Consider the following 25,333-nt stretch of genomic DNA (forward strand, 5'->3'; position numbering starts at 1 on the left):
ACAAAACATATACAACTTCTATCAATTGATAGGTTACTTTCAAAAAAAGAACTTTAACACTTCTGTTTGTTAAAGTTTTTTAGTTAGTCATTTTTTTGATGGTGATAAACCATACAGAATAACATTTGTATAAAACCTTGCTTGTTCTTTTGCCATATTCTCTTTCATTTTGTAATCTGTATTCTTTGAAGATAGTAAACTTAATAGCAGGTAGGCTGAAGGAACGGGAAAAGATCCAAACTCGGTTGGGTTTCTGAGATTCTTTTCATTAATTCCTTTTTCAAATATTGAAGCAATTGGATCTTGATAAGATTCTAGCCACCACTTTTGGATAAGAGCTTGATGTTCCTGGCTTAATTCCTTTTCAATATCATGAAACATCTGTCCCATTGATGATGGTTTATTAAGTAAAATATAATACGCGACCTGAAAGATACACTCTTCAATATCATGGCCGAACCGCTTAATAATTCGATTCAATGCGTTTTGCATTTCAAACAACTCTGTTCTTAGGACTTCTAAATAAATGGCCTTTTTGTTAGCAAAATGGTGGTATAGTGTTGGCTGTGTGATACCACATGCCTCTGCAATTCTTCTTGTAGAAACAGCTCGATAGCCTAAATCCATAAATAGCTCATGTGCAACTTTAATGATTTTTTGATGTGTATGACTTGTATTTTGATCCATTATAAAATCCCTTTCAGGTTAGTGAAAGAAAAAACCTATCACTTGATAAGATTATAATAACCTAACGTTACATTCGTCAACCATCAATGTGCTGAAGCATTTACACTTTTTTTCGGTATACTTAGTATTTTCCACTGTGTATTCTTAATTTGCTTCCCTATATATAAAATTTGACCTAAATGGTAACTAAGATGAGCTATTTCTATTTGTATTGCCTGAAGAACACTTAGTGGTTGTCCTCTTAAAGTTACTGTTTTACTCAAATCATTTTCCTCAAGATTTTCTATCGATTCAAATAGTAACTTCCATCCACTTTCCCACTGTTCCATAATATGAAACTTTGATTCGAGTTTATCTACAAACTCTCGATCTCTGTCCCTATAAGATTTTTCACCGTCACTCGTTAATAAATCTACCCACCTTGAGTGCATATTACCACTTATATGTTGAATTAATATTGCGATATTATTTGATTCTTCATTTGGTTTCCAATGTAATTCTTCCTCTGACAATTGAGCAATCCCCAATTCCGCACGTTCTTTAAAGTGTCTAAACTGTCCAATAACAATTGACAGGTATTCCTTTTCAAAGTTAGCCAATTTCATCCCCCTAACTCCATTCCTATCCATTACCCTAGTGTAATCCTTATAGTAACATAAAATGATAAAGCCTTTCGTATGCTATTTCTGTCTTACTTTTTAATTTGTTTTTCGTTATTGATTTTTCAGGCATTCCTTTGATCAATTAATGAATAATTTTCCTTTGTTTTTATAAAATTAATTTTTTATCGATTTAAACATATGGAAATTTGGGTATGATGAATATGGAATGAAAGGTATGTTACTTCTCTAATCTGAATATCTATAAATCAAAGAGGTTTCGTTTGACCTTCATTGACCATAAGTTGTATGATAGGTACATAATATGAACTCATCTATAAAAGGAGGAATCATGGATGAATTTAATTCCAACAGTTATTGAACAAACAAATCGTGGTGAAAGAGCGTACGATATTTATTCTCGTCTGTTAAAGGACAGAATTATTATGTTAGGATCTGCTATCGATGATAATGTTGCCAACTCAATCGTTTCTCAGCTTCTTTTCTTAGCTGCAGAAGATCCTGATAAGGATATTTCACTTTACATTAACTCACCTGGTGGATCGATTACAGCAGGTATGGCGATTTATGACACGATGCAATTCATCAAGCCAAAGGTATCAACAATTTGTATCGGTATGGCAGCTTCTATGGGTGCATTCTTACTTGCAGCTGGTGAAAAAGGAAAGCGTTTCTGCTTACCTAATGCTGAAGTGATGATTCACCAACCACTTGGTGGCGCACAAGGTCAAGCGACTGAAATTGAAATCGCGGCAAAGCGTATTTTATTCTTACGTTCTAAGTTAAACGAAATCTTAGCTGAGCGTACTGGTCAACCGATTGAAGTGATCGAAAAAGATACTGAGCGCGACAACTTCATGACGGCTGAAAAGGCGCTAGAGTATGGATTAATTGATCAAATCATGACAAATTCACTAAAATAAGTAGTAAAGAGTGAGGAATTGTTCCTCACTCTTTTTGTTTGGGTATGATTTATGCATCGGTTCGGAAGTTTTTTGCGTCAAAACTAGAAGATATGCGTCATTTTGTACCATTTATACGTCAAAATAACCAATTTATGCATATTTTACTTATTTCCATAAAAAAGGACAGCTCTTACAAGCTGTCCTCTTGACTATTACATATCCTGTCCTACAAACTTTGCTAATGCTTCAATTGCTTCCTTTTCGTCTGATCCTTCTGCTAATAATGTTACTTCAGAACCAGTGCTAACAGCTAAGCTCATTAAGCCCATAATACTTTTTGCATTTACTTTCTTTTCATCCTTCTCTAAGAAGATTTCAGATGAGAAGCGGTTTGCTTCTTGAACAAACATCGCCGCTGGACGGGCTTGTAAGCCTGACTTTAGTTTAACTTCTACTTTCTTTTCTACCATACGTTTCGTTCCTCCTTATTTTATACTTTCCCCTGCTCGTAATTTGTCTGCAATTTCATCTATTTTACGAAGTCGGTGATTTATACCCGATTTACTTATGACTCCGCCAGTTACCATTTCCCCTAGTTCCTTTAGTGTTACCTCTTGATAATTGACACGAAGCTGCGCTATTTCTCGAAGTTTATCTGGTAATATTTGTAGTCCAACTGTACGATCAATAAATTTAATGTTTTCAACTTGTCTTATTGCAGCACCGATCGTTTTATTTAAGTTAGCGGTTTCACAGTTTACTAGTCGATTCACAGAGTTTCTCATATCTCGGACAATTCGAACGTCCTCAAAACGCATTAACGCTTGATGTGCACCGATAATATTTAAAAACTCTGTTATTTTTTCTGCTTCTTTTAAGTAGGTAATGTAGCCTTTTTTTCTTTCTAACGTCTTACTGTTCAACTCAAATTCATTCATCAATTCACATAGTGAGTCATTGTGCTCTTTATATAATGAAAAAATCTCTAAGTGATAGGAAGACGTTTCTGGATTATTAACCGATCCACCTGCTAAAAATGCACCACGTAAGTATGAACGCTTACAGCATTTTTTCTTTACAAGAGTAGAAGCAATCTCACGGATAAAGTCAAAGCCATTTTGCAGAATATGAAGATCTTCTAATATCATACGTGCTTCCTTTGATAAGCGAACGATATAGACGTTGTTCTTCTTAAGCCTCATTTTCTTTCGGACTAATAGCTCAACTGGGACATCGTAGCTCTTTTTCAGAAGTGTATAAATACGCCTTGCGATGGCGGCATTTTCTGTTTGTATATCTAGAGAAAGCTGTCTATTGGAGAAGGAAATGGATCCATTCATTCTAATTAGAGCAGCTAATTCAGCCTTTCCGCAACAATCCTTCACTTGAAGATTTGTCAGTTCTTTTTTCGTTTCTGATGCGAATGACAATTCTTCACCCCCTGAATACAAGTACTACAGCCATTGCAAACGGTTGTATTATGTCGTAGTACGCTTCCATTCTTTAATTTCTTCATAATCTTTTAAAATTTTGTACAGAAGTGATGCCACTTTATTTGTATCATGGCGAATGACATCTTCGTTGTATTGAATTATTTTATCATGAATAATCTCTAAACCTAAAGCAGTAAGTTTGTTAATGTCATAAATAACTGGTTTTGCTAGTTCTTTTGCGTACTTATCTTGGACAGAATGAGGAACTTCCTCATCGTTCACAAGAATTGTATCGATAAAAGAACTGCCCATATGACGATAGAGTGCTTCAACATGGTCACTAGCTGAATAGTTTAATGTTTCTCCTGCCTGTGTCATGACATTACAAATGTATACTTTCCTACCTTTGGCTTTCACGATTTCTTCGCCAATTTTCGGTACTAGTAGGTTTGGCAAAATACTTGTATATAAGCTTCCCGGTCCAATAATGATTAAGTCTGCACGCCTAATTTCCCGAATAGTTTCATATAATGGCTCAATTTTTTCAGGAGTTAAAAATACACGTTTGATTTTACTTCCGTGATAGGGAATTTTTGACTCACCCGAAACAATTGTGCCATCTTCCATTTCTGCATGAAGAACAACACTTCGGTTCGCAGCAGGAAGAACTTTTCCTTTTACATTTAGAACCTTACTCATTTCTCGGATGGCATGCATGAAGTCACCCGTAATATCAGTAAGTGCTGCTAAGAGAAGATTACCTAATGCATGACCTGAAAGCCCATTTCCTGTTGTAAAACGGTGTTGAAACAGTTCCACAACAAGTGGCTCCACATCAGATAAAGCAGCTAGAACATTGCGAATATCACCAGGAGGAGGAATATCTAATTCATCACGAAGGCGCCCCGAACTCCCGCCATCATCAGCTACCGTAACAATCGCCGATAAGTGCACAGGATATTCCTTTAGCCCACGAAGTAAGACAGGTAAACCTGTTCCACCTCCAATGATGACAATACGAGGTAATTTTGGATTGACCATCAGCGACGTTCCTTTCTCCTTTCAATATCACGATGCGAGATATGAGTTTTGTAATCTTCTTCAAAATGGTGTCCGATTTTTTCAGTAAGTGCTACAGATCTGTGCTGTCCACCTGTACATCCAATTGCAATGACGAGCTGGCTTTTTCCTTCTCTTTTATAATGTGGCAGCATGAACGTTAATAAGTCGATTACTTTTTCTAGGAATTTGTTCGTTTCGTTCCATTTCAATACATACGTTGAAACTTCTTCATCTAAGCCTGTTTGTGGTCTCATATGATCAATGTAGTGAGGATTTGGTAGGAAGCGTACATCAAATACTAAATCAGCATCAATTGGGATTCCGTATTTAAAGCCAAATGATAAGACATTTACTGTGAAAACTTGCTTACTATGAGCAGCAAATTGAGAAGAAATTTTTTCTCTTAGTTCACGTGGTTTTAGATCTGACGTATCTAAAATAATTTGAGCACGGCCCTTTAATTCTTCTAACAACTCTCGTTCTAACCCAATTCCCTTAAGCGGAGACTCATTTGGAGCTAATGGATGTGAACGTCTTGTTTCTTTGTAACGTGTAACAAGTGCGGCATCCTTTGCATCTAAAAATAAGATTTGCGGTGTTATCCAAGATTTTTCAGATATATCATCAAGCGCTTCTAGTAAGCTTTCAAAAAAGTCACGTCCACGCAAGTCCATGACGAGCGCTACTTTGTTCATTTTACTGCCGGATTCCTTCATTAACTCTAAAAATTTTGGTAGTAGTGTTGGAGGTAAGTTATCAACACAGAAATAACCTAAATCTTCTAAGCTTTGGATGGCAACCGTTTTTCCGGCACCAGACATTCCCGTAATTATGACCATTTGTACATCTTGTACAGCCCCAGTACTCATAAACTTTTGCCTCCCTCATGAAATGTATTAGCTAGGATCTAAACGATAAGAAAGTAATTCAAAATCGGGTGTATACGTGAACGTCCCGTATATAATCCCTGAAGCTCTAGATACGAAGTCAATGATATGATAATCACCAGGAGCCATCGGCAAAGACGCAACTTTCTCTAATTCATGCCACGCGATTTTCCCTTCCTCTGACTCGTCTACATTTTCACCATGATAATCTGTTGCAAGGAACGTAAACATCATCCATTCAGAAACTGTCTGTCCGTTCTCTTGAATAATGATCGTAAAGATTCCCTTTAACGTCGGATCCTTTAGGAATATCCCCGTCTCTTCTCTATATTCTCGCACGACTGTATCTCTAACCGATTCACCCGGCTCCATTTTCCCACCAGGAGCAACCCACCAGCCACGTCGTGGTTTTTGTAGTAACAATACTTCATTATCTTTTAGCAAAACACAATTTGTTACTCGTTGCACTCTTCTCACCTCACTCGTAGTATGCTTTTTGTCCGCATATATTGTTATGTTCATTATACTATTATTCATTTGCTACAACAATGAACGGAATATGTTGAATTTGAAAAGAAATTTCTATGTACTATGTATGAATTGTTTAATACGTGATGGTACTCATGCGTTTTGTATTTGAACATATTTTCCGGCATATATGCCTGAATGCCAAAAAAAGAGGCACGGGATATCCCGTGCCCAAAACGTCTATCTATAAAAGGGGGTCAATTACTTAGGTATATCATATCCTAAATATATTTCATCCATGTTACAACAGGGTTAAAACCTCGTTACTAATTACCCTTTAAGTTTTTCCATTAATTCTTCTACGTAGTGCTGTGCACTTTGAGCAGCGATTGAGCCGTCTCCAGTAGCGGTTACAATTTGTCGTAAAGTTTTTTCACGAACGTCTCCTGCTGCAAAAATACCTTCTACCTTCGTTTCCATACGGTCATTTGTTTCAATATATCCCATGTTGTTTGTAATACCTAGGTTTTCAAATGGCTTTGAAAGTGGAAGCATCCCAACATAGATGAAAACACCGTCTGCTTTAAATTCTAGTTCTTCACCAGTTTGTGTGTTAACTAATGTTAAACTGCCCACTTTTTTGTCTTGTTCGTTAATTTGCTTAACTGTATGATTCCAGATGAAATCAATCTTTTTATTTTCAAATGCACGGTCTTGAAGTATTTTTTGGGCCCGAAGCTGATCACGACGGTGAACGATTGTTACTTTAGAAGCAAAACGTGTTAAGTATACACCTTCTTCAACAGCAGAGTCCCCTCCGCCAACAACAACAAGCTCTTTATTTTTAAAGAAAGCCCCGTCACATACTGCACAATAAGATACACCACGTCCACCTAGCTCTTTTTCACCAGGAACACCAATTTTCTTGTATTCCGCACCAGTCGAAATAATGATAGAACGTGCTTTATATTCTTTTTTACCAGCGATGACAGTCTTATATTCCTCACCATCAATCACTTCTTTAATATCGCCATAGGCATATTCAGCACCAAATTTCTTCGCATGCTCAAACATTTTCGTCGATAGCTCCGGCCCTAAAATATGGTCAAACCCAGGGTAGTTTTCAACTTCTTCTGTATTCGCCATCTGTCCACCTGGAATACCACGTTCCAGCATTAACGTGCTTAAATTTGCACGAGATGTATATACGGCTGCCGTCATCCCGGCAGGACCCGCCCCAATAATAATTACATCATAAATCTTCTCTTCAGACATCTTCTTCACTCCTTAGCTCATTCCTGCATGATCACTGTTATTAATATAAACAAATCGTTATACCACTATCCTATAAAAGTCAGTGTAAAACGTCTACAAATTTGCTCAAAGTGTATCGACAAGTGCCAGGCACCACCCGAAATTTGTCGAATAAAAAGAGGCTGTTCCTAAAGTCATGAATAGATGACTCTTGGGACAGCCTCTTTTTATTTCTAATAGGTAATAAATTGTTAAATTTAATAGGATGTCCGTTCCATTCCGCTCCAGACACTTGCTTTCCGCGGGGAGAAAGTCGATCCTCCTCGGCTTTGCCTGCGGGGCCAGAGACCTTTTCTCTTGCTCCCGCAGGAGTCAAGTGTCTTGCGCTCCATTACACTAAGTAGTAGATAGGAAATTACATTAGAAAAGTATTACTACAACAAAACAATTCAAAAAAAAAAATTGTTTTTAATATCCACAACAACATACCCATTTTATTACGAAAACAACAAAACAAAATAGCTGACTTTAAAAGGTCGTCATTTAACGACCTTTTGAGTCAGCCTCTAGTTTTGTAGGTATGATAACAGCATTGTGATGTACTTGCTTGTTGTGCTTGTAGAGATGTTGTAGGTTTCGGAGACTGCCTTTTTTGTTGGGGCAGCACCGTGTTTTTTTAGGTACATATATTCTACGGCTGCAGCGAGTGCTGATGTATTTCGTAGCTTCTCGACTGGCAGTTGGGGTAGTAGCTGGAACCATACCATTAAAATATTGGATAAGTCCATATCGTTTTGGTAACGACTATATAATAAGTCTGCAACTAAGAAGCCTTTTTGGAATAGCACTTCTTCTACGTGCTCTAGTTCATGACTTTTTTGCTCTTTCATTCTTAAGTAGTACGTCAAAATTTCTTTCACAGCAAAGGTTTCAAGGTCTTCTTCCGTACGTTCCCATGGTGCTAAGCCTTTTTTATCAGGCTGGGCTATGAGTACTTTTTTCCAACTTTGCTCAGCAAGCTTCTCATGCTTCATGTGATAGGCTGAATAGGATAACCAGTAAAAGAATGTTGCATCACCCTCGAAGCCTGAACGTTTTAACGACAGCAACCATGGAAACGCAAGGTCATATTTTCCTACCATTCCAAAGGTCGCTCCTAATTTATAACGATGTTCAATCAAAATCGGGTGAACATTTTTCAACTGGCCAACTAGCTGCTCTACCTTTTCGTCTTCTCGCAAATAAAAATAAATCACAAGTTTATTACACAAGGCATGTAAGTTGCCTGGATTCTTTTCCAACACATCATCTAGTAAGCTCAATGCTTTCTCTACTTCACCGATGTAAAAATGAGCTAGCGCTAAGTTATTATGAGCAGACCAGAACTGCGGGTGCCCCTCTAACAACTCATTAAACACATCAATTGCAGCGTGAAATTCTCCCGCTTCCATCAATTGACGAGCATGATCTTGTAAAAAAATCACATCATCTTCATCTTCGTCTCCATCCGCCTCAATTGACAACACATCAAGTAAATCTTCTGTATCTTCAATAAACTCGCCGTCTGGTGCAAGTTGAACGTATTTCAACGCATGTTTCTTTGCCTCTTGGAATAAACCAAGATGAGCATAATTGCTAGACATAAAATAATAGCACTCTACCATATCTGGATCCAATTCTTCTATCACAATACGTAAGTATTCAATGGAAACTTGATATTGACCTGTATCGGCTAAAACAGCCGCCAGCTGACAAAGAATAAACGGTTCTTCTGGGTCCAGCTCATGAGCTCGCTTCAACAAATATATTGCTCGCTCATACTCAAAGTTTCTATATGCACGTAAGCCCTTCTTAAAGTAATGCTCACTATCTATATGAAAGGGAAGTATAATTGCCTTTTCCTTCGTTGCCCCTATCTTACTCATCCGATCCTCCGTTCCCTAAACCTGTAACGGTTTTACGCATCTATAATCGAACTATAAGTATAACACACTTACAACAATGGTGACAGATAGGGAGCACGTTATGGTGAAAATTGTCGAGGGATAACGATCTTCTCGTATTAGAAAGACTAAGCTAGCACCATGTCCTTGACGCAGGTGATAGCTTAGTCTTTCTAATAAATTATGATAACTCAAAAAACAAAGGCTAGTGCTTAGTCAATTGACATTACACTAACCTTACTCAGCGGGTACTTGTTCTTCATAAACGGTTGCTTTCTTGCATGATGGACCAATATTTCCTCAAATCTATGAATGATTAATAAAGCGACTTGACTCATAGTAATAATGCTTACGAAAAGAGCGTGGTTAAAATGAACTACTTCTTATGACGTTCCGCTAATGCCTCTAACACTCTGTCAAACGGTAGCTTTTGCTCCTGGAACAAAACCAGCAGATGGTAAAGCAAATCGGCAACTTCCCACGTTAACTCTTCTTGGTCACGATTTTTCGCAGCGATGATCACTTCACTTGCTTCTTCTCCAACCTTTTTAAGAATCTTATCCACGCCTTTTTCAAACAAGTACGTAGTATAAGCACCTTCTGGCATTTCCTTTTCACGCGCTGCAATGACTCGTTCCAACTCATTTAAAATTGCAAATCGGTCTTCAGTAGTTGCCTTTTCCCCCTCTAACACCTTTGTAAAACAGGAGTACGTCCCATTATGACAAGCTGGCCCTGTGGGAATAACTTGAACAAGAATTGAATCTTGATCACAATCATATGTCATAGATACGATTTGTTGTGTATTTCCGCTCGTTGCACCTTTGTGCCAAAGCTCCTGACGTGATCGACTATAAAACCACGTCTCCCCACTTTCTAATGATTTCTCCAAAGACTCCTTGTTCATATAAGCAAGAGTGAGTACTTCCTTACTGACCGCATCCTGTACGATGGCTGGCACTAGCCCTTTTTCATCCCATTTGATATTCAACGAATACTCACTCCTTTTTCTTTTAGATAGCTTTTTACTTCCTTAACTGATGTTTCTTTATAGTGAAAAATCGAAGCAGCCAGTGCAGCGTCTGCCAAACCCTCATCGAAAACTTGTGCAAAATGTTCAGCATTTCCCGCTCCACCAGAAGCAATAACTGGGACTGTCACTGCGGAACTAACAGTTTTCGTTAATTCCACATTAAAACCAGACTTTTCTCCGTCCTTATCCATACTTGTTAGCAAAATTTCTCCCGCACCACGCTTCACAGCTTCCGTCGCCCAAGCAACAACTTCCCATTCTGTTGCATTTCGACCTCCATGTGTATACACCCGCCATGATTGAAGTTCTTGATCGAAACGAGCATCAATGGCACAAACGATACATTGTGACCCAAAGAAAGTCGCACCTTCATTAATTAAGTCCGGGTTTAGTAAAGCAGCAGTATTAACAGATACTTTATCTGCCCCAGCTCGTAGAATACGTTTCATATCCTCAAGCGAATTGATTCCACCGCCAACGGTAAATGGAATAGCAAGCTGCGAGGCTACTTGTTCAACTACTTCGACCATCGTTTTGCGTCCTTCATGAGAAGCAGAAATATCTAAAAACACAAGTTCATCTGCCCCTTCTTCATCATAAAACTTAGCGAGTTCAACTGGGTCTCCTGCATCACGCAATCCAACAAATTGCACTCCCTTCACTACTCGGCCATCCTTCACATCTAAACACGGTATAATACGTTTGGCTAACATAGTTCCACAGCTTCCTTGACCGTAAATTGATTCGTATAAAGAGCTTTACCGACAATTGCTCCAGTCACTCCAACTGACTCAAATTCCTTCAGTTTCAATAGGTCTTCGAGTGAACTAACTCCACCAGAGGCAATAACAGATTTCCCTGCTAACTTGGCCAGTTCAGCCACAGCCTTAATATTTGGACCCGATAGCATACCATCAGTGGCAATATCGGTAAAGATAAACGTCTCTGCACCATATTCAATAAGCTTTAGTGCTAAATCTGTCGCCTTTACCGAAGACGTCTCAATCCAGCCTTCTGTTGCAACATACCCATTTTTCGCATCCAAACCGATCGCAATTTTCGAACCATACGTTTGAAGCATCTCTTTTACGAAAGAAGGATTGTTGATCGCTGCACTTCCTAGTATCACTCGATCTACACCATTGTTTAAATAGTACTCAACATCTTTTGCTGTTCGAATCCCTCCACCGATTTGAACCTTAGCAGAAAGCTCCTTTGCTACCTTCAAGACGTATTGGTTATTTACCGGTTTTCCTTCTTTTGCACCGTCAAGGTCAACCATGTGAATCCAGTTTGCCCCTTGCTCTGCAAAAAGAGAAGCCATGTCAAAAGGGGAATCTCCGTACACCGTTTCTTTCTCATAATCGCCCTGTAGCAACCGTACGCATTTCCCACCGCGCATATCAATTGCCGGGTATATTGTGAAATTTGACATCTACTCTCTCCCCTTTTCCACGATTTTCGCAAAATTTTGAAGGATCTCAATCCCAAGATCCCCACTTTTCTCTGGGTGAAATTGTGTACCAAACACATTTCCTTTTCCAACTACAGCCGGAACGTTGACATCATACTCGCTAGAAGCTAATACAACATCCTTATCTTGTGTACTCACATGATACGAGTGCACGAAGTAAACATAGCCTTGCTCAACACCTGATAAAAGTGGACTCTCATGATGAAACTTTAATTCATTCCACCCCATATGCGGCACTTTATAAGGAGTTCCTTCTTCATCTTCACCACGGAACCGAACAACACGACCTTGTAAAAGTCCGAGACCCTTTGTTAAACCGTTCTCTTCACTTTCCTCAAACAACAACTGCATCCCTAAGCAAATACCAAGTAATGGCTTTCCTTGCGAAACTTGCATCTTAATATATTCCGTTAACCCTGTTTCATTTAAAATGTGCATCGCATCTTTAAACGACCCTACTCCTGGCAATAGGAGACCATCAGCTTTCACAAGCTCATTGTGATCACCGGATATCATGTATTTATAATTCAAACGTTCAAGAGCTTTACTGACGCTAAATAAATTTCCCATTCCATAATCGATAATTCCGATCATTTATAACATTCCCTTCGTTGATGGAACCCCCTTAATTCGTGGGTCAATCGTCGTTGCCTCATCTAATGCGCGTCCTAATGCTTTAAAGATAGCTTCAATAATATGGTGAGTATTTTGACCATAATGTACGATCACATGCAGGTTCATGCGAGCTTCTAATGCAAGCTTCCATAAAAACTCATGAACAAGCTCTGTATCAAATGTTCCTACTTTTTGACTTGGAAATTGTGCGCGAAACTCTAAATGAGGACGGTTGCTTAAATCTACTACGACTTGCGCGAGTGCCTCATCCATCGGAACAAAGGCATTTCCGTATCGTTTAATTCCTTTTTTATCGCCAAGAGCTTCTTTTAACGCAATTCCTAAACAAATTCCAATATCTTCAGTTGTATGGTGGTCATCAATTTCGATATCACCGTTGGCGTCGACAGTTAAATTAAATTGTCCATGCTTTGTAAACAGATCGAGCATATGATTCATGAAGGGAACGCTTGTAGCTAGGGATGATTGTCCTTCTCCATCTATCGCAAAGTTCAACCTAATTTGTGTTTCATTCGTATTACGTTCAATGACGGCTTCGCGTACAGTTGTCATTTCGTTTCCTCCAATCGGTATTCTACTGCTCTCGCATGTGCTTCTAATCCTTCTAATCTTGCAAAGGCTGCTACCTTATGACCGTTTTCCAGCATCGCTTGTTTGCTATATGAGATAATGCTCGATTTTTTTGTAAACTCATCTACATTTAACGGACTTGAAAATCGTGCCGTTCCATTCGTTGGTAATACATGATTCGGTCCTGCGAAATAATCACCAATTGGCTCTGAGCTGTAACGACCTAAAAAGATTGCACCTGCATGACGAATTTTCCCTACTAGTGCCATTGGATCTTCTGTTATGATTTCAAGGTGTTCTGGTGCCAGCTCGTTCACTAATTCGACGGCTTCATTCAACGTATCTGTTATATAAATTGCACCGTAGTTTTCGATCGACTTACTGGCAATTTCTTTTCTTGGTAAAGTTTCTAGTTGTTTAAATACTTCAGCTTTCACTTCATTTGCTAGAGAAATAGATGAAGTAACGAGAACACTCGATGCGCGTTCATCATGCTCTGCTTGTGACAGTAGATCTGCTGCTACTTCCTCTGGTCTAGCTGTTTCATCTGCTAACACGACGATTTCACTTGGACCTGCAATCATATCAATGGCCACCGTTCCAAATACCTCTCGCTTCGCAAGTGCTACATAAATGTTTCCTGGACCTACTATCTTATCAACCTTCTCAATTGATTCCGTTCCGTAAGCTAAGGCTGCAATCGCTTGTGCTCCTCCAACTTTATACATCTCTTGAACTCCTAATTCAGAAGCAGCGACTACTACACCGGCTGGTAACTTTCCATCCTTTTGTGGTGGTGAAACCATTACAATTCGTTTCACACCCGCAACTAATGCTGGAATCACGTTCATCAATACGGATGATGGGTAAGCCGCTAACCCTCCTGGTACATACACACCTACCGAGTCTAGCGGCGTAATTTTTTGTCCAAGGATTGTTCCATTTTCATCCGTCGTAATCCAAGATTCTCGTTTCTGACGTGCGTGATAATCCTTTATATTTCGAGCAGCCTCTCGGATAATTTCTAGCATATCTGCACCGAGTTCATTGTAGGCAGTTGTGATTTCTTCTTCTGTCACACGAAGTTGGTTAAGCTTTACTGCATCAAACTTTTCGGTAAGGGAAAACAGTGCCTCATCACCCTTACGACGAACATCTGCGATAATATTGACAACTGCTAGCAATTGCTCCTGTGTACCTTGTTCGATTGTTCTTTTCAGCGTGGCCGCAACCGGATTTTTGATAATGTTCACTGTTCACCCTCTCCTCTCGTAACAACTTCTGACAGTCTCTCTACTAAGTCATCGATTATTTCATGCTTAACACGGTAGCTCACCGGATTCACGATAACTCTCGTTGTAATGTCTACTATTCTTTCTAGTTCAACTAATCCGTTTTCTTTTAACGTTTGACCGCTTGAAACGATATCTACGATTCTATCTGCCAATCCAATTAAAGGCGCCAGCTCAATAGATCCGTTCAGTTTAATGATTTCAACCTGTTCTCCTTGTTCGCGGAAGTAGCCTGATGCAACATTTGGATATTTGGTCGCTACTTTCGGGGCAACATCCTGCAGTTTCGCGTTCGGTAGTCCAGCCACTGCGAGATAGCATTGACTTATATTTAAATCAAGCACCTCGTACACATCTCTTTCTTCCTCGAGCATTACGTCCTTACCGGCGATTCCTACATCAGCTACACCATGCTCAACATAGGTAACCACGTCCATTGGTTTGGCAAGAATGAACTTCATGTTTGCTTCTTCTATGAAAAGAATGAGTTTACGAGATTCATCGAACTCATGAGGAAGGGGATAGCCCGCTCTTCGGAGGAGTTCTGCCGCTTCTTCAAATATTCTTCCTTTTGGCATGGCAATTGTTAATACTGAATTCAACGGTTATCCCTCCCTGCTGCTCCGATTAAATACGTAACTTCTTTGAATCTGCTCGTATAGGAATCAATCCGCTCTACACCCGATAGTTCCTGCATGACAACTTTTTTTCCTTGTTGTCTTTTGTCTGCTACATAAGCAAGAGCTTCTCTTCTTCTCTCCTCGCTAAAAATCACACACTCTAGTTGCCTAGATTCTTGAAGTTCAGGTAGAGCTTCAAGTAAGTAGTCCATTCGAATGGCAAAACCTGTCGCAGCTGCTGGACGCTCAAACTTTTCTAACAACTCATCATAGCGACCGCCAGAGCAAATTGGATACCCTACGTTCGCTGAATATCCCTCAAATACAACGCCTGTATAGTAGCTCATGTGTGATACGAGATTTAAGTCAAGTTTGATCGATTTCATTACTCCGCATACTTCTAACGATTTTACTACGTTCTCCAATTCTTTTAATGCTTGTAACGCCTTTTCTCCTTGCACAAGCTCACTTGCTTGCCCAATCACATTTTCTTTACCACGAAGCTGCATAAGTGCAAATAGCTTCTCTTTGTCAATCGAGGATAAAGACAGCCCTTTAATATGCTCTCGATAGCCAACGTAATTTTTTTCATATAAAAATCTTCTTAATTCAGAAGCTCGTTGTTCGTTACCCAGAATTTCAAGAAATAATGCGTTCACAAATCCGATATGTCCGAGTGCAACCGTAAACTCTGATAAACCGGCATCTTGTAGTGAAGAGATCATTAACGCAATGACTTCAGCATCTGCACTTGCCGTTTTATCACCAATCAATTCGACACCGATATGTTCAAACTCTGCCGGTCTTCCACCTTCACGCTGCTGGGCACGAAACACATTCGTTGAATAGGCGAGCCTCAGTGGATACCCACCAGTATATAACTTTGAAGCAGCAAGTCTAGCGATTGGAGCCGTCATGTCAGGTCTTAATACAAGAGAGTACCCTTGTTGATCCATTAACTTAAACAACTGCTGATCCAATATCGCAGACGCCTCACCTACCGTCTCATAAAACTCTAAAGTCGGCGTCTCTAAAAATTCATAGCCATAGCCTTCCATAACCGAAGCTACTCTTTTACGTACTTCTTGCTTTCGTCTATATAAAAGAGGTAACGTATCCCTCATCCCAACAGGCTTTTCAAACGCCTTTCGCTTAGACAAAACCAACACAACCTTCCATCAAGTAATCATCTCTATTTTCAGAATCCTTTAGTTCGCTAATATGGTAATAAATTAAAGTTATTTGTATTTTACAATTTATGATAGCTCTCGTCAACTCAAAAACCCCCTGTGCCTGTCACCTGTCGAAATCGACAGGTGACAGGCACAACCCGAAATTTGTCGAAGAGCAAAAGGCGCAAGCGCCCCGTTTTGCCTCAGGCATAGCAAATAACCCGAAGAGAATAAAAGGGTGCTACTATCCCTTTTCTTCTCTTCGGGTTATTTGACCTCAGGCGGGCTGGGCGCTGGAGCTGGATTCAAACGACCCCACACATAGTTATACACAAGTGATTTATTTTATAATTTCCTAACAACAAAAAAAGCTACAAACAAAATTAATTGTTTGTAGCTAACGGGTTTTCTTTATCTCGTTGTTCCATTTCTTCTTTTGTGTAAATGACTTGCATCGGGTTTCCGCCTACGAATGCCCCAGGTGGGACATCACGGTGTACGAGTGTGCCAGCCGATACGATGGCTCCGTCGCCGATGACAACACCTGGCAGTATCGTCGTATTCGCCCCAATCATCACTCCACTGCCGATTTCAACATCACCTAGGCGGTATTCTTTAATTAAATATTCATGTGCCAGGATCGTTGTATTGTAGCCGATAACGCTATTTTTCCCCACGCTGATTTTCTCTGGAAACATGATATCAAGCATGACCATTAATGCAAAGGCCGTTTGATCGCCTACTTTCATTCCCAGGAAGTTGCGATACAACCAATTTTTCACCGGTAAAAACGGTGTATAACGGGCTACTTGAATAACGATAAAGTTCTTCACAACCTTCCAAAACGGAACGGTTTTATAGATGTGCCATAATGAATTCGCTTCTTTAACAGGATAACGTTCAGTTCTTCTCACTTTCGTTCTCCTCTAAAATGGCTAATAAATCTTTCATATTGTGAAGCATGTAATCCGGGTTATAAGTCTCCAGGAATTCAATGCCCTTTAGTGACCAGGCGACACCCGCTGTCAAAGTCCCTGCATTTTGTCCCGCTTCAATATCATGATAATTATCGCCAACCATAATCGCTTCCTCAGGCTTTGCATCTAATAGAGCTAACGCCTTTTCAACCGGTTCAGGATGAGGCTTCGCATGTTCCACATCATCCAACGTCACTACCACATCAAAAAACTGATCAAGCTTTGTCAGCTTTAACCCCATATTCACCGTGTTACGAAGCTTTGTCGTCACAATACCCAGCTTATAGCCCTTTTCATGGAGAGCCTCAATTGTTTCATATACACCCTCAAACTCACGAACTAATTCGTCATGGTGAGATAAGTTATGTGTACGATACGTATCAATCAATTCCTGTACGCGACTCTCATCAATTGCCACAAACGTATCAAATAATGGAGGTCCAATAAACTGAATCGCATCCTCACGTTGATACTTACCAGGATAATAGTGTTCTAACGTGTGTAAAAACGAAGCAATAATTAACTCATTTGTATCAATTAATGTTCCATCTAAATCAAATAGTAAAGTATTAACCTTCATACGTCGGTGCTTCCCTTCTATTCACCCGCTGTGCTCTGTTCCAAATAAATGCCACAATGACCGTTAGCAAAATCGCAACCGATAAACGAATCAATAACAATGGCAAAACTGGTATGCCTAGCGGAATAAAAATTAAAGTATCCTCTACAACAGCATGACACGCAACAAGGAAAATAAACGCAAGTGTTAAATCTTTTTTACTTACCCCGTCTTCCTTCGCTGCTTGAATCATGACACCTGCTCCAAACGCTAATCCAAACAATAATCCTGCTGCAAGTGTGGTAGATGTGTTCTCCTTCATACCAAGTGCTCTCGTAATAGGTGCCATCCATTTTGAAAACACATCAATCCATTTTAAATCTTTTAAAATTTGTATGACAATCATTAACGGTATCACGATGATCGCTAATTGGAAAATTCCTAAAAGTGCTTTTGAAATCGCATCCCAAACGATAGGTCCAAAACCAGTGGCTACTTCTGAAGACTTAGAAATGAGTCCATATTGAGCCAGTTCACCGCCACCGTTCCATACTAGATTAATAACAGCAGCCGATACAAACGCTAATCCTAAACGAACCGTAACAGCAATCCAAACACTTACTCCAACTCGCTTTGCAACGGATGATTCTATTAAAAGATTGTGCGAAAAAGATAACATAACGGCTAGTATAAACACTTCTTTTACCGTCAAATCAAGGGAAAGAATGGCTCCAATAGCTGCATACAAGTTCAAAAAGTTACCTATTACTAACGGAATCGCCGCATCCCCCGAAAGACCAATCAACTTCATCAATGGCGTGATTGCCGTTGTCACCCATCCTAAAATTGGCGTATATTGCAGCAAAGTCACGATTAACGTAATTGGGAAAATAACCTTTCCTAACGTCCATGTAGTTGAAAGCCCAACGAAACAACCTTTTTTAACGCTTTCCCACATCATCTTCTCTCCCCTTTTATGTGCACTCTTCTAGTTGTTATCAGAATCTAGATATCTTTTATTCGAAAGTCCTTTTACTCTTCTATAAATGAGTAATCCAAGTGCTAATAAAAATAATCCAATGGAAATCACTTGGGCAATACGTAATGCTTCTGTCAGCATTAAACTATCGGTACGTAAGCCTTCTATAAAGAATCTGCCTACCGAATACCACATCACATACGTTAAAAATAATTCCCCACGACGTAAGTTTACACGGCGTAACAAGAGGAGTATGACAAACCCAACGATATTCCACAACGATTCATATAAGAACGTTGGATGATAATACACACCGTTTATATACATTTGATTCACAATAAATTTAGGTAAATAAAGTCCTTCTAGAAACTGTCGTGTAACTTCGCCACCATGTGCTTCTTGGTTCATAAAGTTTCCCCAACGACCAATCGCTTGACCTAAGATAATGCTCGGTGCACCTATATCTGCAACTTTCCAAAAGGAAATACCACGCTTCCTAGTAAACACTACCGCTGTCACGATTGCTCCAATGAGCCCGCCGTGAATCGCCAGACCACCTTCCCAAATCGCAAAGATTTTTGAAGGATGATCAAGATAATAATCTAGCTTGAACAGCACATAGTAAGCTCTAGCTGAAAGAATCGCAATCGGAATTGCCCATAACACTAAATCAACAAACACATCTTTATTGAGTCCTCTTCTTTGTGATTCTCGAACGGCAAGCCATAAACCAAGCATCGCTCCAGTCCCAATAATCACGCCATACCAATAAATCGTTAATGGACCTAATTCAAAAAACACCCGGTCCAATTGTGGGATATTCCCTTCCATCTACTCAACTCCCCATTACATATCTTCGTTTTCTCCATCATCTATTACACCAGTTAACTTATTTGAAAATTGCTCAGCTGCATTAATCCCCATTCTCTTTAAACGATAATTCATCGCTGCAACCTCGATCAGTACAGATAAGTTACGACCAGGTCTTACTGGAAGCGTCAACCTTGTAATGTCTGTATCAATGATTTTAATTTTTTCATCATCTAAGCCAAGGCGATCATATTGTTTCGTTTGGTCCCATAGCTCTAAGTTTACAACAAGTGTAATTCGTTTATAAGAACGTACTGCTCCTGCCCCGAACAATGTCATTACATTGATAATTCCCACACCGCGAATTTCAAGAAGATGCTGAATTAACTCAGGTGCACTTCCAACTAACGTGTCTTGATCTTCTTGTCTAATTTCTACACAGTCATCCGCGACTAAGCGATGTCCACGCTTTACTAACTCTAGCGCAGTTTCACTTTTACCGACACCGCTTTTTCCGGTAATCAATACCCCTACGCCATAAATATCAACGAGTACCCCATGAATGGCTGTTGTAGGTGCAAGCATACCTTCCAAATAGTTCGTTAATCTACTCGATAGTCTCGTTGTTTTCATAGAAGAACGTATGACAGGTACTGCTTCACGCTCTGCAGCTTCTATCAACTCCTCTGGAACCTCAAAGTCTCTTGAGATTATAATACCGGGAGTAATATCTGTACAAAGCCTGCTCATTCGGTCACGCTTCTCATCAGGTGTAAGCTGTTCAAAAAAAGACATTTCCGTCTTACCGAGCAATTGAATTCGTTCTGCGGGATAATACGCAAAATAGCCTGCCATCTCAATACCTGGACGAGATATATCACTCGTTGTAATTGGCCTGTTTATTCCGTCTTTTCCACAAACTACCTCTAGCTGAAATTTCTCAATTAAATCTTTTGTACGGACCTTCACCATATGTAACCTCCTACTAACTTCTTCATTTTATTTTGAAGTAAGAGCATCTTTTACTATACATCGTATTGTACCATTAATCATTTAGGAGAAGAAACGCTTGAGTAGGAGTTTGGGGTACCAGTTAATGTATATTATCAATTTTTAATCTTGGACAAACATAACCTTATATCCATATATCACATTAAATCCAAAAAATTAACTCGAGAATAGTATGTAAAAGTATGAACAATTCCTTATAGCACAAGCTAGTAGAAACACTACATATTTAATGAAAGGTGTAAAAGATGGAAATCAAAAAAGAAAAAGTAGTAACTGAATTTACTTTATCGTTAAATCCAGCAGAATACCGCATCATTTTAGATTCCTTAACTTCCTATTTAGATTCCCTGCAACAAACATTACAGAAAGATAATCAGTATAATATGTTTGATAACACAGATTTTCAAGAACAAACAATAAAAGAGACACAACAATTAAAACAACAATTAGAATCTGAGTATAGCAATGAGTGGATTAGTGAGTAACTTTTACATAGGTAGAGAAAATGGGAATACAAGAGGTAATAAATTGTTAATTTTAAAATGATGTCCGTTCCATTCCTCTGCAGACACTTGCCGGATACCGCGGGGAGAAAGTTGAGGGTTATTTTCACTATCGTGAAAAAACCTACCTCCTCAGCTTCGCTTGCGGGGTCTCAACCTTTTCTCTATCTCCCGCAGGAGTCAAGTGTCTTACGCTGCATTTCACTATGTAGAAGATAGTAGATTATCTTAAAAAGATATTACGAAAACAAAAAGGCTGACTCAAAAGGTTGTCATATAACGCCCTTTTGAGTCAGCCACTTTTACATCATTTACTTTTTATTCTTCTTATTCTCAGATAAAGGCTCGATGACTACCTTTTGAATAAGCAAATTTAGGATGGAGATTACAATCGCAGCTAAAACAGCCATACCAAAGCTCTCAATCACAAACGAATCACCCATTAGTGATTGTGTCATCCAAAGTGTAATCGCATTGATGACAAATAAAAACAAGCCTAGAGAAACAACCGTTACTGGTAGAGTTAACAAAACTAAGATAGGTTTGACGATTACGTTTAAAATCGACAATATGAAACTTGCTATAATAGCAGCACCAACGCCCTCTAAATGAAACGATTCAAAATAACCGGCCACCACTATTAACACTAAGCTATTAACTAAGATGGACGAAAGCCATTTCATTAATGCAACACATCCTCCTCATTTGGAACAACTAGCATCCAAACGATATATACAATTAAGAACGTACCGAAACTTAACAATAACCCTATTACAAATAAGATACGTAAAAGCGCAGCGTCTATACCTGTATATTCAGCTAACCCACCGATAGACCCCGATATTTTTCGATCTTTTCTAGACCGATATAACTTTTTCATTTTACTTCACCTCTTTTATTAAAATCGACCCTGTTTTCGTATCGCCATCAATAAATAATGGTTGATCGCTTTCCAAAGCATTAGCCTCGAACTTCAAATACTTTTGAACAATTTCAGCTTTCTCTTCTTTCTTTACTAGATGGGTAAGGTCACAACGGAAGCTGCCGACATTCGACTTCAACTCACCTTGAATGTGTCTATTTCTTGGTACAATAATATCTACATTTCCAGTCGTAGATTTAATTAACAATGTTTCACAAAGAGATGTATCTACCGTACAAATGACATTCCCATTAAAGCTTTGGATATCTCCCTTTTCATAGGAACCACTAATGTTTATTGTTCCATTTATCGTCTCTGCCTCTACTTTTTTCGATTTCAATTGACCTACTGTAATATGGCCGTTAGCCGTTTCGACTTCAAATTTATGAGTTTCAAAACGATTTGCCGTAATCTTCCCGTTTGCAGTTTTCGCTTTGAACTCTTTTACTCGAAGTCCTTCGCCATCAATTCGACCATTAAACAATCTAACCGATATGGTATCATACTGAGCTTCTGGAACGAAAATTTTAGCATCAACCTTCATTTTTTTCTTTTGAACGGAGTATTTTAACTTTCCACCTTCAATGGAGAAAAGGACATCCTGCAGGAAAGAACGTCTAGCTTCTTCCTCTGTTTGTGCTTGATATACTTTCGCCTCACACTCTACTCGTACATCACGCTCGTTCCACGGGATCATTTGAATACTTCCATTTGCTACATCTATATCGATATCAGTTAAATACACGTCAGAATGTTGGAAGATGTGAGAAACCGACATGGAAGAACCGAAATTAAAATCTAAGTCAAAATCCTTTATTTTCTTCACCGCTTGATCGAGAAAATCCAGCACGGATGTTTTCACCGTTTTATAGGTTTTCCCTTTTGATTGGTGTGTACCTTCATCCCAATTCACATGTGTAGATAGCTCATGTACTAGCATTTCTTCTTTCTGCTCACTTTTTTGGCTATCTAATTCTAACGCTTCTAAAAGAGGTAATGCTTGTTCCGCAGACAACTTTCCTTCTTCAATCATTTTTAATATACGTTTACGTTCTTCTGTAATCGGCATTCAGAACACCTCTTAATTTTAGTAGTTTTATCTATTTAGACGTTCACTTTTGAAAATACCCTTCAACTTAATACGTTCGTAAAACTTGAATACCTTTTACGACGTTCCAAATGGCAACAATGATGTTTACAATAAATGTCACGATGAATCCTAAAATAATGACAATACTCATTCCATCACCGATTCCTGATAATAATCCACCGAAAACAAAAATTGGAATCGTCACAAGTGGAATCAAATGCGAAATGAATGCATGCTTTGCATGACGCTTCACTTCCAAATCATCAACGATAAAATACACGGCAATCGGTAAAATAAAGCCGGCAAAAAACACACTAAAATAACATAATGCTGAAATTAACTTATTTGTATCTGACTTCATGATGATCACTCCTTATGTAAAGTATTACGAATGAAGGGTAGCATTGGTTTCAAAATTTTTATCCTTTCAAGAAATTAAATCATTCCTATAAACTAAAAATGAGCTCCCTTAAGGAATATCTCCAGACTGTAGACAAACTCTAGTAATTTTGCGCTTTCTACAGTCTTTTTTCTTACTTTATGTTTTTCTGAATAACTAAGTGATTTCCGCTCCATGTCACTCGCTTTCCGCGGGGTGGGCGGTGAGCCTCCTGATATGAACGAAACTGTCAAGGCTCCCACTCTTCACCAGGTTTGGATTGTCTTTTGACCAACTCTAAGAAGAGAAGCTATTTACGGCTTCTTTTCTTGATTTTGTTAGTTAGCAAGCCATTCTGGCTAGAATAGCTCCTTCTTTAGCTTACTGACCACTTCTCACTTCTTTGTATGTCTGTCAAGTGGTCTCCTTGACTGTCATACAAAGAAGTGAGAGACTCCATTAAGCTATAGAAGGAATCTGTTCCTTTCTCCTTTTTTTGACTTGAATAGAAGTTAAGAACACGGCACGAAGGCAAAAATCTCTACTGCGGTTTACGCTCTGATATCCGTGGGTTTTCACATTTTATCTTTCCGTATAAAGGACTAATCCACTAACTCGGCACGTGCGTTAATCTATTTAGATATAGCACAGAGGAGGCCACGTGGGTTTTCCTTTCCGGTTTTTTTCTTTGCCTTCGAGCCCTGTTCTCAATCATCTATCTTTCTTCGTAAATTATTCGTGTGAAATTAAAGCCATACATAAAAAATGGATCAATAATACCTATATCACCGTAACATGACAACTTGTAAGATCAAAAACTAGCGTTTTTTACTTCTTCTACCTCTTGTGTAATAGCCCAAATAAAACCAGCTAATTCTCTGGCAACTGCAGTAATTGCTTTTCCACTTTCTTTTCCTCTTGATAATAATCGGTAATACTTTTTATGAAGTCGGTTTTGTGCTTTCCAGGATATCGCTTGAATAGTGGGGGACTGTCCATTTTGTCGTCTCATCAATTCTCCTTTAACTGACGGTTGATAACGATAACTCCATGCAGCTTCTACTAATAAGCGTCGTACATGACGATTCCCTGTTTTTGTGATGCTCCCTTGTATTCTTCTTTCACCACTTGAGTATTCACTTGGTATTAAACCAATATAGGCCATTAATTGTGTTGGTGATGAGAAACGTTTGAAAGAACCTATCTCCGCTACAAGACTAGTCGCAGTAATAAGAGCTACACCTCTTAGTGATTGTAAGGCTTGAATGGTTGGGGCGTGTACGCCCTCCGTTGCCTGAACTCTAATTTCTTCCTCTAGTCTTAAAATTCGTTGTTCTAGCTCTTTCAATTGATGATAATATTCTTGAAAGACCACACGTAGTTTGGAGCTTTCAAATTTTAATGCATCCAGCCATCTACGATATTTGACCGTCCATTTGTTCACACCTGACGGTGGCTTAATGTTATTACGAAGCAAAAATTTACTCAAACGGTGCCTTGCCCTAAGTTCATCTTCTTTTGCATCTTCACGACATCTTACAAGATCACGGAGAGCTTCATCCTCTTCGTTTGGAACATAGATGTTAGTTAATTCTCCTGCTCGATATAACTGAGCCAGTCGAATAGAGTCTCTACGATCTGTCTTAATACGTTCACCTGGTCTTTTAGGTATGAGAGATGGGGCTATCACATCACAATGAACACCTAGGGAAAGTAATAATCTATATAGTGGGTATCCAGTTGGACCGGCTTCATAACAGACTCGAAGAGTCTCGGTGTTTCCAAGTTTATTTATTAATTTCCTAACTGCTTCTGGTGTGTGAGGAATTACTCCCCAGTATCTCGGCTCTTCTCGCCCCTCATCCGCGATCGCAACTGCAATTTTTTCTTTTGATACGTCTAAACCTACATATTTTATGGTATCCTTCATAATAACTAGCTCCTTCCGTAATGTAGCTCTGATTTGGTTTGTTTTTACCAGTAAACATTCTAACCAAATTAACCTACGATGTTACGAGTAAGGAGCTAGTTTCGTTCATGATAACTC

29 protein-coding genes are annotated in these 25,333 nt (G+C 39.0%); 2 read left to right on the forward strand and 27 right to left on the reverse strand.

What is annotated here, in order from left to right; genetic code table 11:
- Positions 1-87: 87 nt before the first annotated feature.
- Both JR050_RS15145 and JR050_RS15150 read right to left on the reverse strand, forming a co-directional pair.
- On the reverse strand, positions 88-687 hold the full coding sequence (locus tag JR050_RS15145; protein WP_204204357.1) for a TetR/AcrR family transcriptional regulator: 600 nt from the start codon (positions 685-687) through the stop codon (positions 88-90).
- An 83-nt stretch (positions 688-770) separates the two neighbouring features.
- Positions 771-1,292 (reverse strand): DUF1572 family protein, encoded by a 522-nt coding sequence (locus tag JR050_RS15150; protein ID WP_204204358.1) that lies wholly within the window; start codon positions 1,290-1,292, stop codon positions 771-773.
- 350 nt (positions 1,293-1,642) lie between these two features.
- On the opposite strand from JR050_RS15150, the gene clpP reads away from it, so the two are divergent.
- Complete coding sequence (gene clpP, locus JR050_RS15155; protein WP_204204359.1) at positions 1,643-2,230, forward strand: ATP-dependent Clp endopeptidase proteolytic subunit ClpP; 588 nt, start codon at positions 1,643-1,645, stop codon at positions 2,228-2,230.
- A gap of 194 nt (positions 2,231-2,424) precedes the next feature.
- On the opposite strand, the gene JR050_RS15160 is transcribed toward clpP, so the two are convergent.
- From JR050_RS15160 to hprK, 20 genes are all read right to left on the reverse strand, one after another.
- Positions 2,425-2,682 carry an HPr family phosphocarrier protein gene (locus tag JR050_RS15160; protein ID WP_204204360.1) on the reverse strand — a complete coding sequence of 86 codons (258 nt, stop codon included), beginning with the start codon at positions 2,680-2,682 and terminating at the stop codon, positions 2,425-2,427.
- 15 nt (positions 2,683-2,697) lie between these two features.
- Positions 2,698-3,642 (reverse strand): DNA-binding protein WhiA, encoded by a 945-nt coding sequence (gene whiA / locus JR050_RS15165; RefSeq protein ID WP_204204361.1) that lies wholly within the window; start codon positions 3,640-3,642, stop codon positions 2,698-2,700.
- Positions 3,643-3,690: 48 nt separating this feature from the next.
- Complete coding sequence (locus tag JR050_RS15170; protein ID WP_204204362.1) at positions 3,691-4,686, reverse strand: gluconeogenesis factor YvcK family protein; 996 nt, start codon at positions 4,684-4,686, stop codon at positions 3,691-3,693.
- Positions 4,686-5,576 carry an RNase adapter RapZ gene (rapZ, locus tag JR050_RS15175; RefSeq protein WP_204204363.1) on the reverse strand — a complete coding sequence of 297 codons (891 nt, stop codon included), beginning with the start codon at positions 5,574-5,576 and terminating at the stop codon, positions 4,686-4,688. The genes JR050_RS15170 and rapZ overlap by 1 nt, the downstream gene beginning before the upstream one ends.
- 27 nt (positions 5,577-5,603) lie before the next feature.
- Complete coding sequence (locus tag JR050_RS15180) at positions 5,604-6,062, reverse strand: NUDIX domain-containing protein (RefSeq protein ID WP_204204364.1); 459 nt, start codon at positions 6,060-6,062, stop codon at positions 5,604-5,606.
- A gap of 330 nt (positions 6,063-6,392) precedes the next feature.
- Positions 6,393-7,337 (reverse strand): thioredoxin-disulfide reductase, encoded by a 945-nt coding sequence (trxB, locus tag JR050_RS15185; protein WP_204204365.1) that lies wholly within the window; start codon positions 7,335-7,337, stop codon positions 6,393-6,395.
- A gap of 545 nt (positions 7,338-7,882) precedes the next feature.
- Positions 7,883-9,241, reverse strand: coding sequence for a tetratricopeptide repeat protein (locus tag JR050_RS15190; RefSeq protein ID WP_204204366.1), 1,359 nt, complete (start codon positions 9,239-9,241; stop codon positions 7,883-7,885).
- A 394-nt stretch (positions 9,242-9,635) separates the two neighbouring features.
- Positions 9,636-10,250: a bifunctional phosphoribosyl-AMP cyclohydrolase/phosphoribosyl-ATP diphosphatase HisIE gene (gene hisIE / locus JR050_RS15195; RefSeq protein ID WP_204204367.1), complete on the reverse strand. Its 615-nt coding sequence runs from the start codon at positions 10,248-10,250 to the stop codon at positions 9,636-9,638.
- Entirely contained in the window at positions 10,247-11,005 is a 759-nt protein-coding gene (hisF, locus tag JR050_RS15200) for an imidazole glycerol phosphate synthase subunit HisF (protein WP_204204368.1), read from the reverse strand. Before hisF ends, hisIE begins: the two co-directional genes overlap by 4 nt.
- Positions 10,999-11,727 carry a 1-(5-phosphoribosyl)-5-[(5-phosphoribosylamino)methylideneamino]imidazole-4-carboxamide isomerase gene (hisA, locus tag JR050_RS15205; protein ID WP_204204369.1) on the reverse strand — a complete coding sequence of 243 codons (729 nt, stop codon included), beginning with the start codon at positions 11,725-11,727 and terminating at the stop codon, positions 10,999-11,001. Before hisA ends, hisF begins: the two co-directional genes overlap by 7 nt.
- A complete protein-coding gene (hisH, locus tag JR050_RS15210; RefSeq protein WP_204204370.1) occupies positions 11,728-12,360 on the reverse strand; it encodes an imidazole glycerol phosphate synthase subunit HisH in 633 nt (210 codons plus the stop codon).
- Positions 12,361-12,954, reverse strand: coding sequence for an imidazoleglycerol-phosphate dehydratase HisB (hisB, locus tag JR050_RS15215; RefSeq protein WP_204204371.1), 594 nt, complete (start codon positions 12,952-12,954; stop codon positions 12,361-12,363).
- On the reverse strand, positions 12,951-14,225 hold the full coding sequence (gene hisD / locus JR050_RS15220) for a histidinol dehydrogenase (RefSeq protein WP_204204372.1): 1,275 nt from the start codon (positions 14,223-14,225) through the stop codon (positions 12,951-12,953). The genes hisB and hisD overlap by 4 nt, the downstream gene beginning before the upstream one ends.
- Entirely contained in the window at positions 14,222-14,842 is a 621-nt protein-coding gene (hisG, locus tag JR050_RS15225; protein ID WP_430392891.1) for an ATP phosphoribosyltransferase, read from the reverse strand. The genes hisD and hisG overlap by 4 nt, the downstream gene beginning before the upstream one ends.
- A gap of 20 nt (positions 14,843-14,862) precedes the next feature.
- Positions 14,863-16,008 (reverse strand): ATP phosphoribosyltransferase regulatory subunit, encoded by a 1,146-nt coding sequence (locus tag JR050_RS15230; protein WP_239454429.1) that lies wholly within the window; start codon positions 16,006-16,008, stop codon positions 14,863-14,865.
- 431 nt (positions 16,009-16,439) lie between these two features.
- Complete coding sequence (locus JR050_RS15235; protein WP_204204375.1) at positions 16,440-16,970, reverse strand: DapH/DapD/GlmU-related protein; 531 nt, start codon at positions 16,968-16,970, stop codon at positions 16,440-16,442.
- On the reverse strand, positions 16,957-17,613 hold the full coding sequence (ppaX, locus tag JR050_RS15240; protein ID WP_204204376.1) for a pyrophosphatase PpaX: 657 nt from the start codon (positions 17,611-17,613) through the stop codon (positions 16,957-16,959). Before ppaX ends, JR050_RS15235 begins: the two co-directional genes overlap by 14 nt.
- On the reverse strand, positions 17,603-18,553 hold the full coding sequence (locus JR050_RS15245) for a nucleoside recognition domain-containing protein (RefSeq protein ID WP_204204377.1): 951 nt from the start codon (positions 18,551-18,553) through the stop codon (positions 17,603-17,605). Before JR050_RS15245 ends, ppaX begins: the two co-directional genes overlap by 11 nt.
- A 27-nt stretch (positions 18,554-18,580) precedes the next feature.
- Entirely contained in the window at positions 18,581-19,402 is an 822-nt protein-coding gene (gene lgt, locus JR050_RS15250; protein WP_204204378.1) for a prolipoprotein diacylglyceryl transferase, read from the reverse strand.
- A gap of 15 nt (positions 19,403-19,417) precedes the next feature.
- Positions 19,418-20,353 carry an HPr(Ser) kinase/phosphatase gene (gene hprK, locus JR050_RS15255; protein WP_204204379.1) on the reverse strand — a complete coding sequence of 312 codons (936 nt, stop codon included), beginning with the start codon at positions 20,351-20,353 and terminating at the stop codon, positions 19,418-19,420.
- A 284-nt stretch (positions 20,354-20,637) separates the two neighbouring features.
- Here hprK and JR050_RS15260 point away from each other — a divergent pair, with 284 nt between their 5' ends.
- The gene (locus JR050_RS15260; protein WP_204204380.1) at positions 20,638-20,877 is read left to right on the forward strand and encodes a hypothetical protein; all 240 of its coding nucleotides are present in this window, start codon (positions 20,638-20,640) and stop codon (positions 20,875-20,877) included.
- Positions 20,878-21,206: 329 nt separating this feature from the next.
- Here JR050_RS15260 and JR050_RS15265 read toward each other — a convergent pair whose 3' ends face one another.
- The 5 genes from JR050_RS15265 to JR050_RS15285 form a co-directional block, all read right to left on the reverse strand.
- Positions 21,207-21,578, reverse strand: a complete 372-nt coding sequence (locus JR050_RS15265) for a phage holin family protein (protein WP_204204381.1) — start codon at positions 21,576-21,578, stop codon at positions 21,207-21,209.
- Complete coding sequence (locus JR050_RS15270; protein ID WP_204204382.1) at positions 21,578-21,775, reverse strand: PspC domain-containing protein; 198 nt, start codon at positions 21,773-21,775, stop codon at positions 21,578-21,580. Before JR050_RS15270 ends, JR050_RS15265 begins: the two co-directional genes overlap by 1 nt.
- Position 21,776: 1 nt before the next feature.
- Positions 21,777-22,886, reverse strand: coding sequence for a DUF4097 family beta strand repeat-containing protein (locus JR050_RS15275; protein ID WP_239454422.1), 1,110 nt, complete (start codon positions 22,884-22,886; stop codon positions 21,777-21,779).
- A 67-nt stretch (positions 22,887-22,953) separates the two neighbouring features.
- Positions 22,954-23,268 (reverse strand): magnetosome magnetite crystal formation protein family, encoded by a 315-nt coding sequence (locus tag JR050_RS15280; RefSeq protein ID WP_204204383.1) that lies wholly within the window; start codon positions 23,266-23,268, stop codon positions 22,954-22,956.
- An 829-nt stretch (positions 23,269-24,097) separates the two neighbouring features.
- Complete coding sequence (locus JR050_RS15285; RefSeq protein WP_204201818.1) at positions 24,098-25,216, reverse strand: IS110 family RNA-guided transposase; 1,119 nt, start codon at positions 25,214-25,216, stop codon at positions 24,098-24,100.
- Between the last annotated feature and the right edge of the window lie 117 nt (positions 25,217-25,333).

It is taken from the genome of Bacillus suaedaesalsae (assembly GCF_016890225.1).
GTDB lineage: Bacteria > Bacillota > Bacilli > Bacillales > SA4 > Bacillus_BS > Bacillus_BS suaedaesalsae.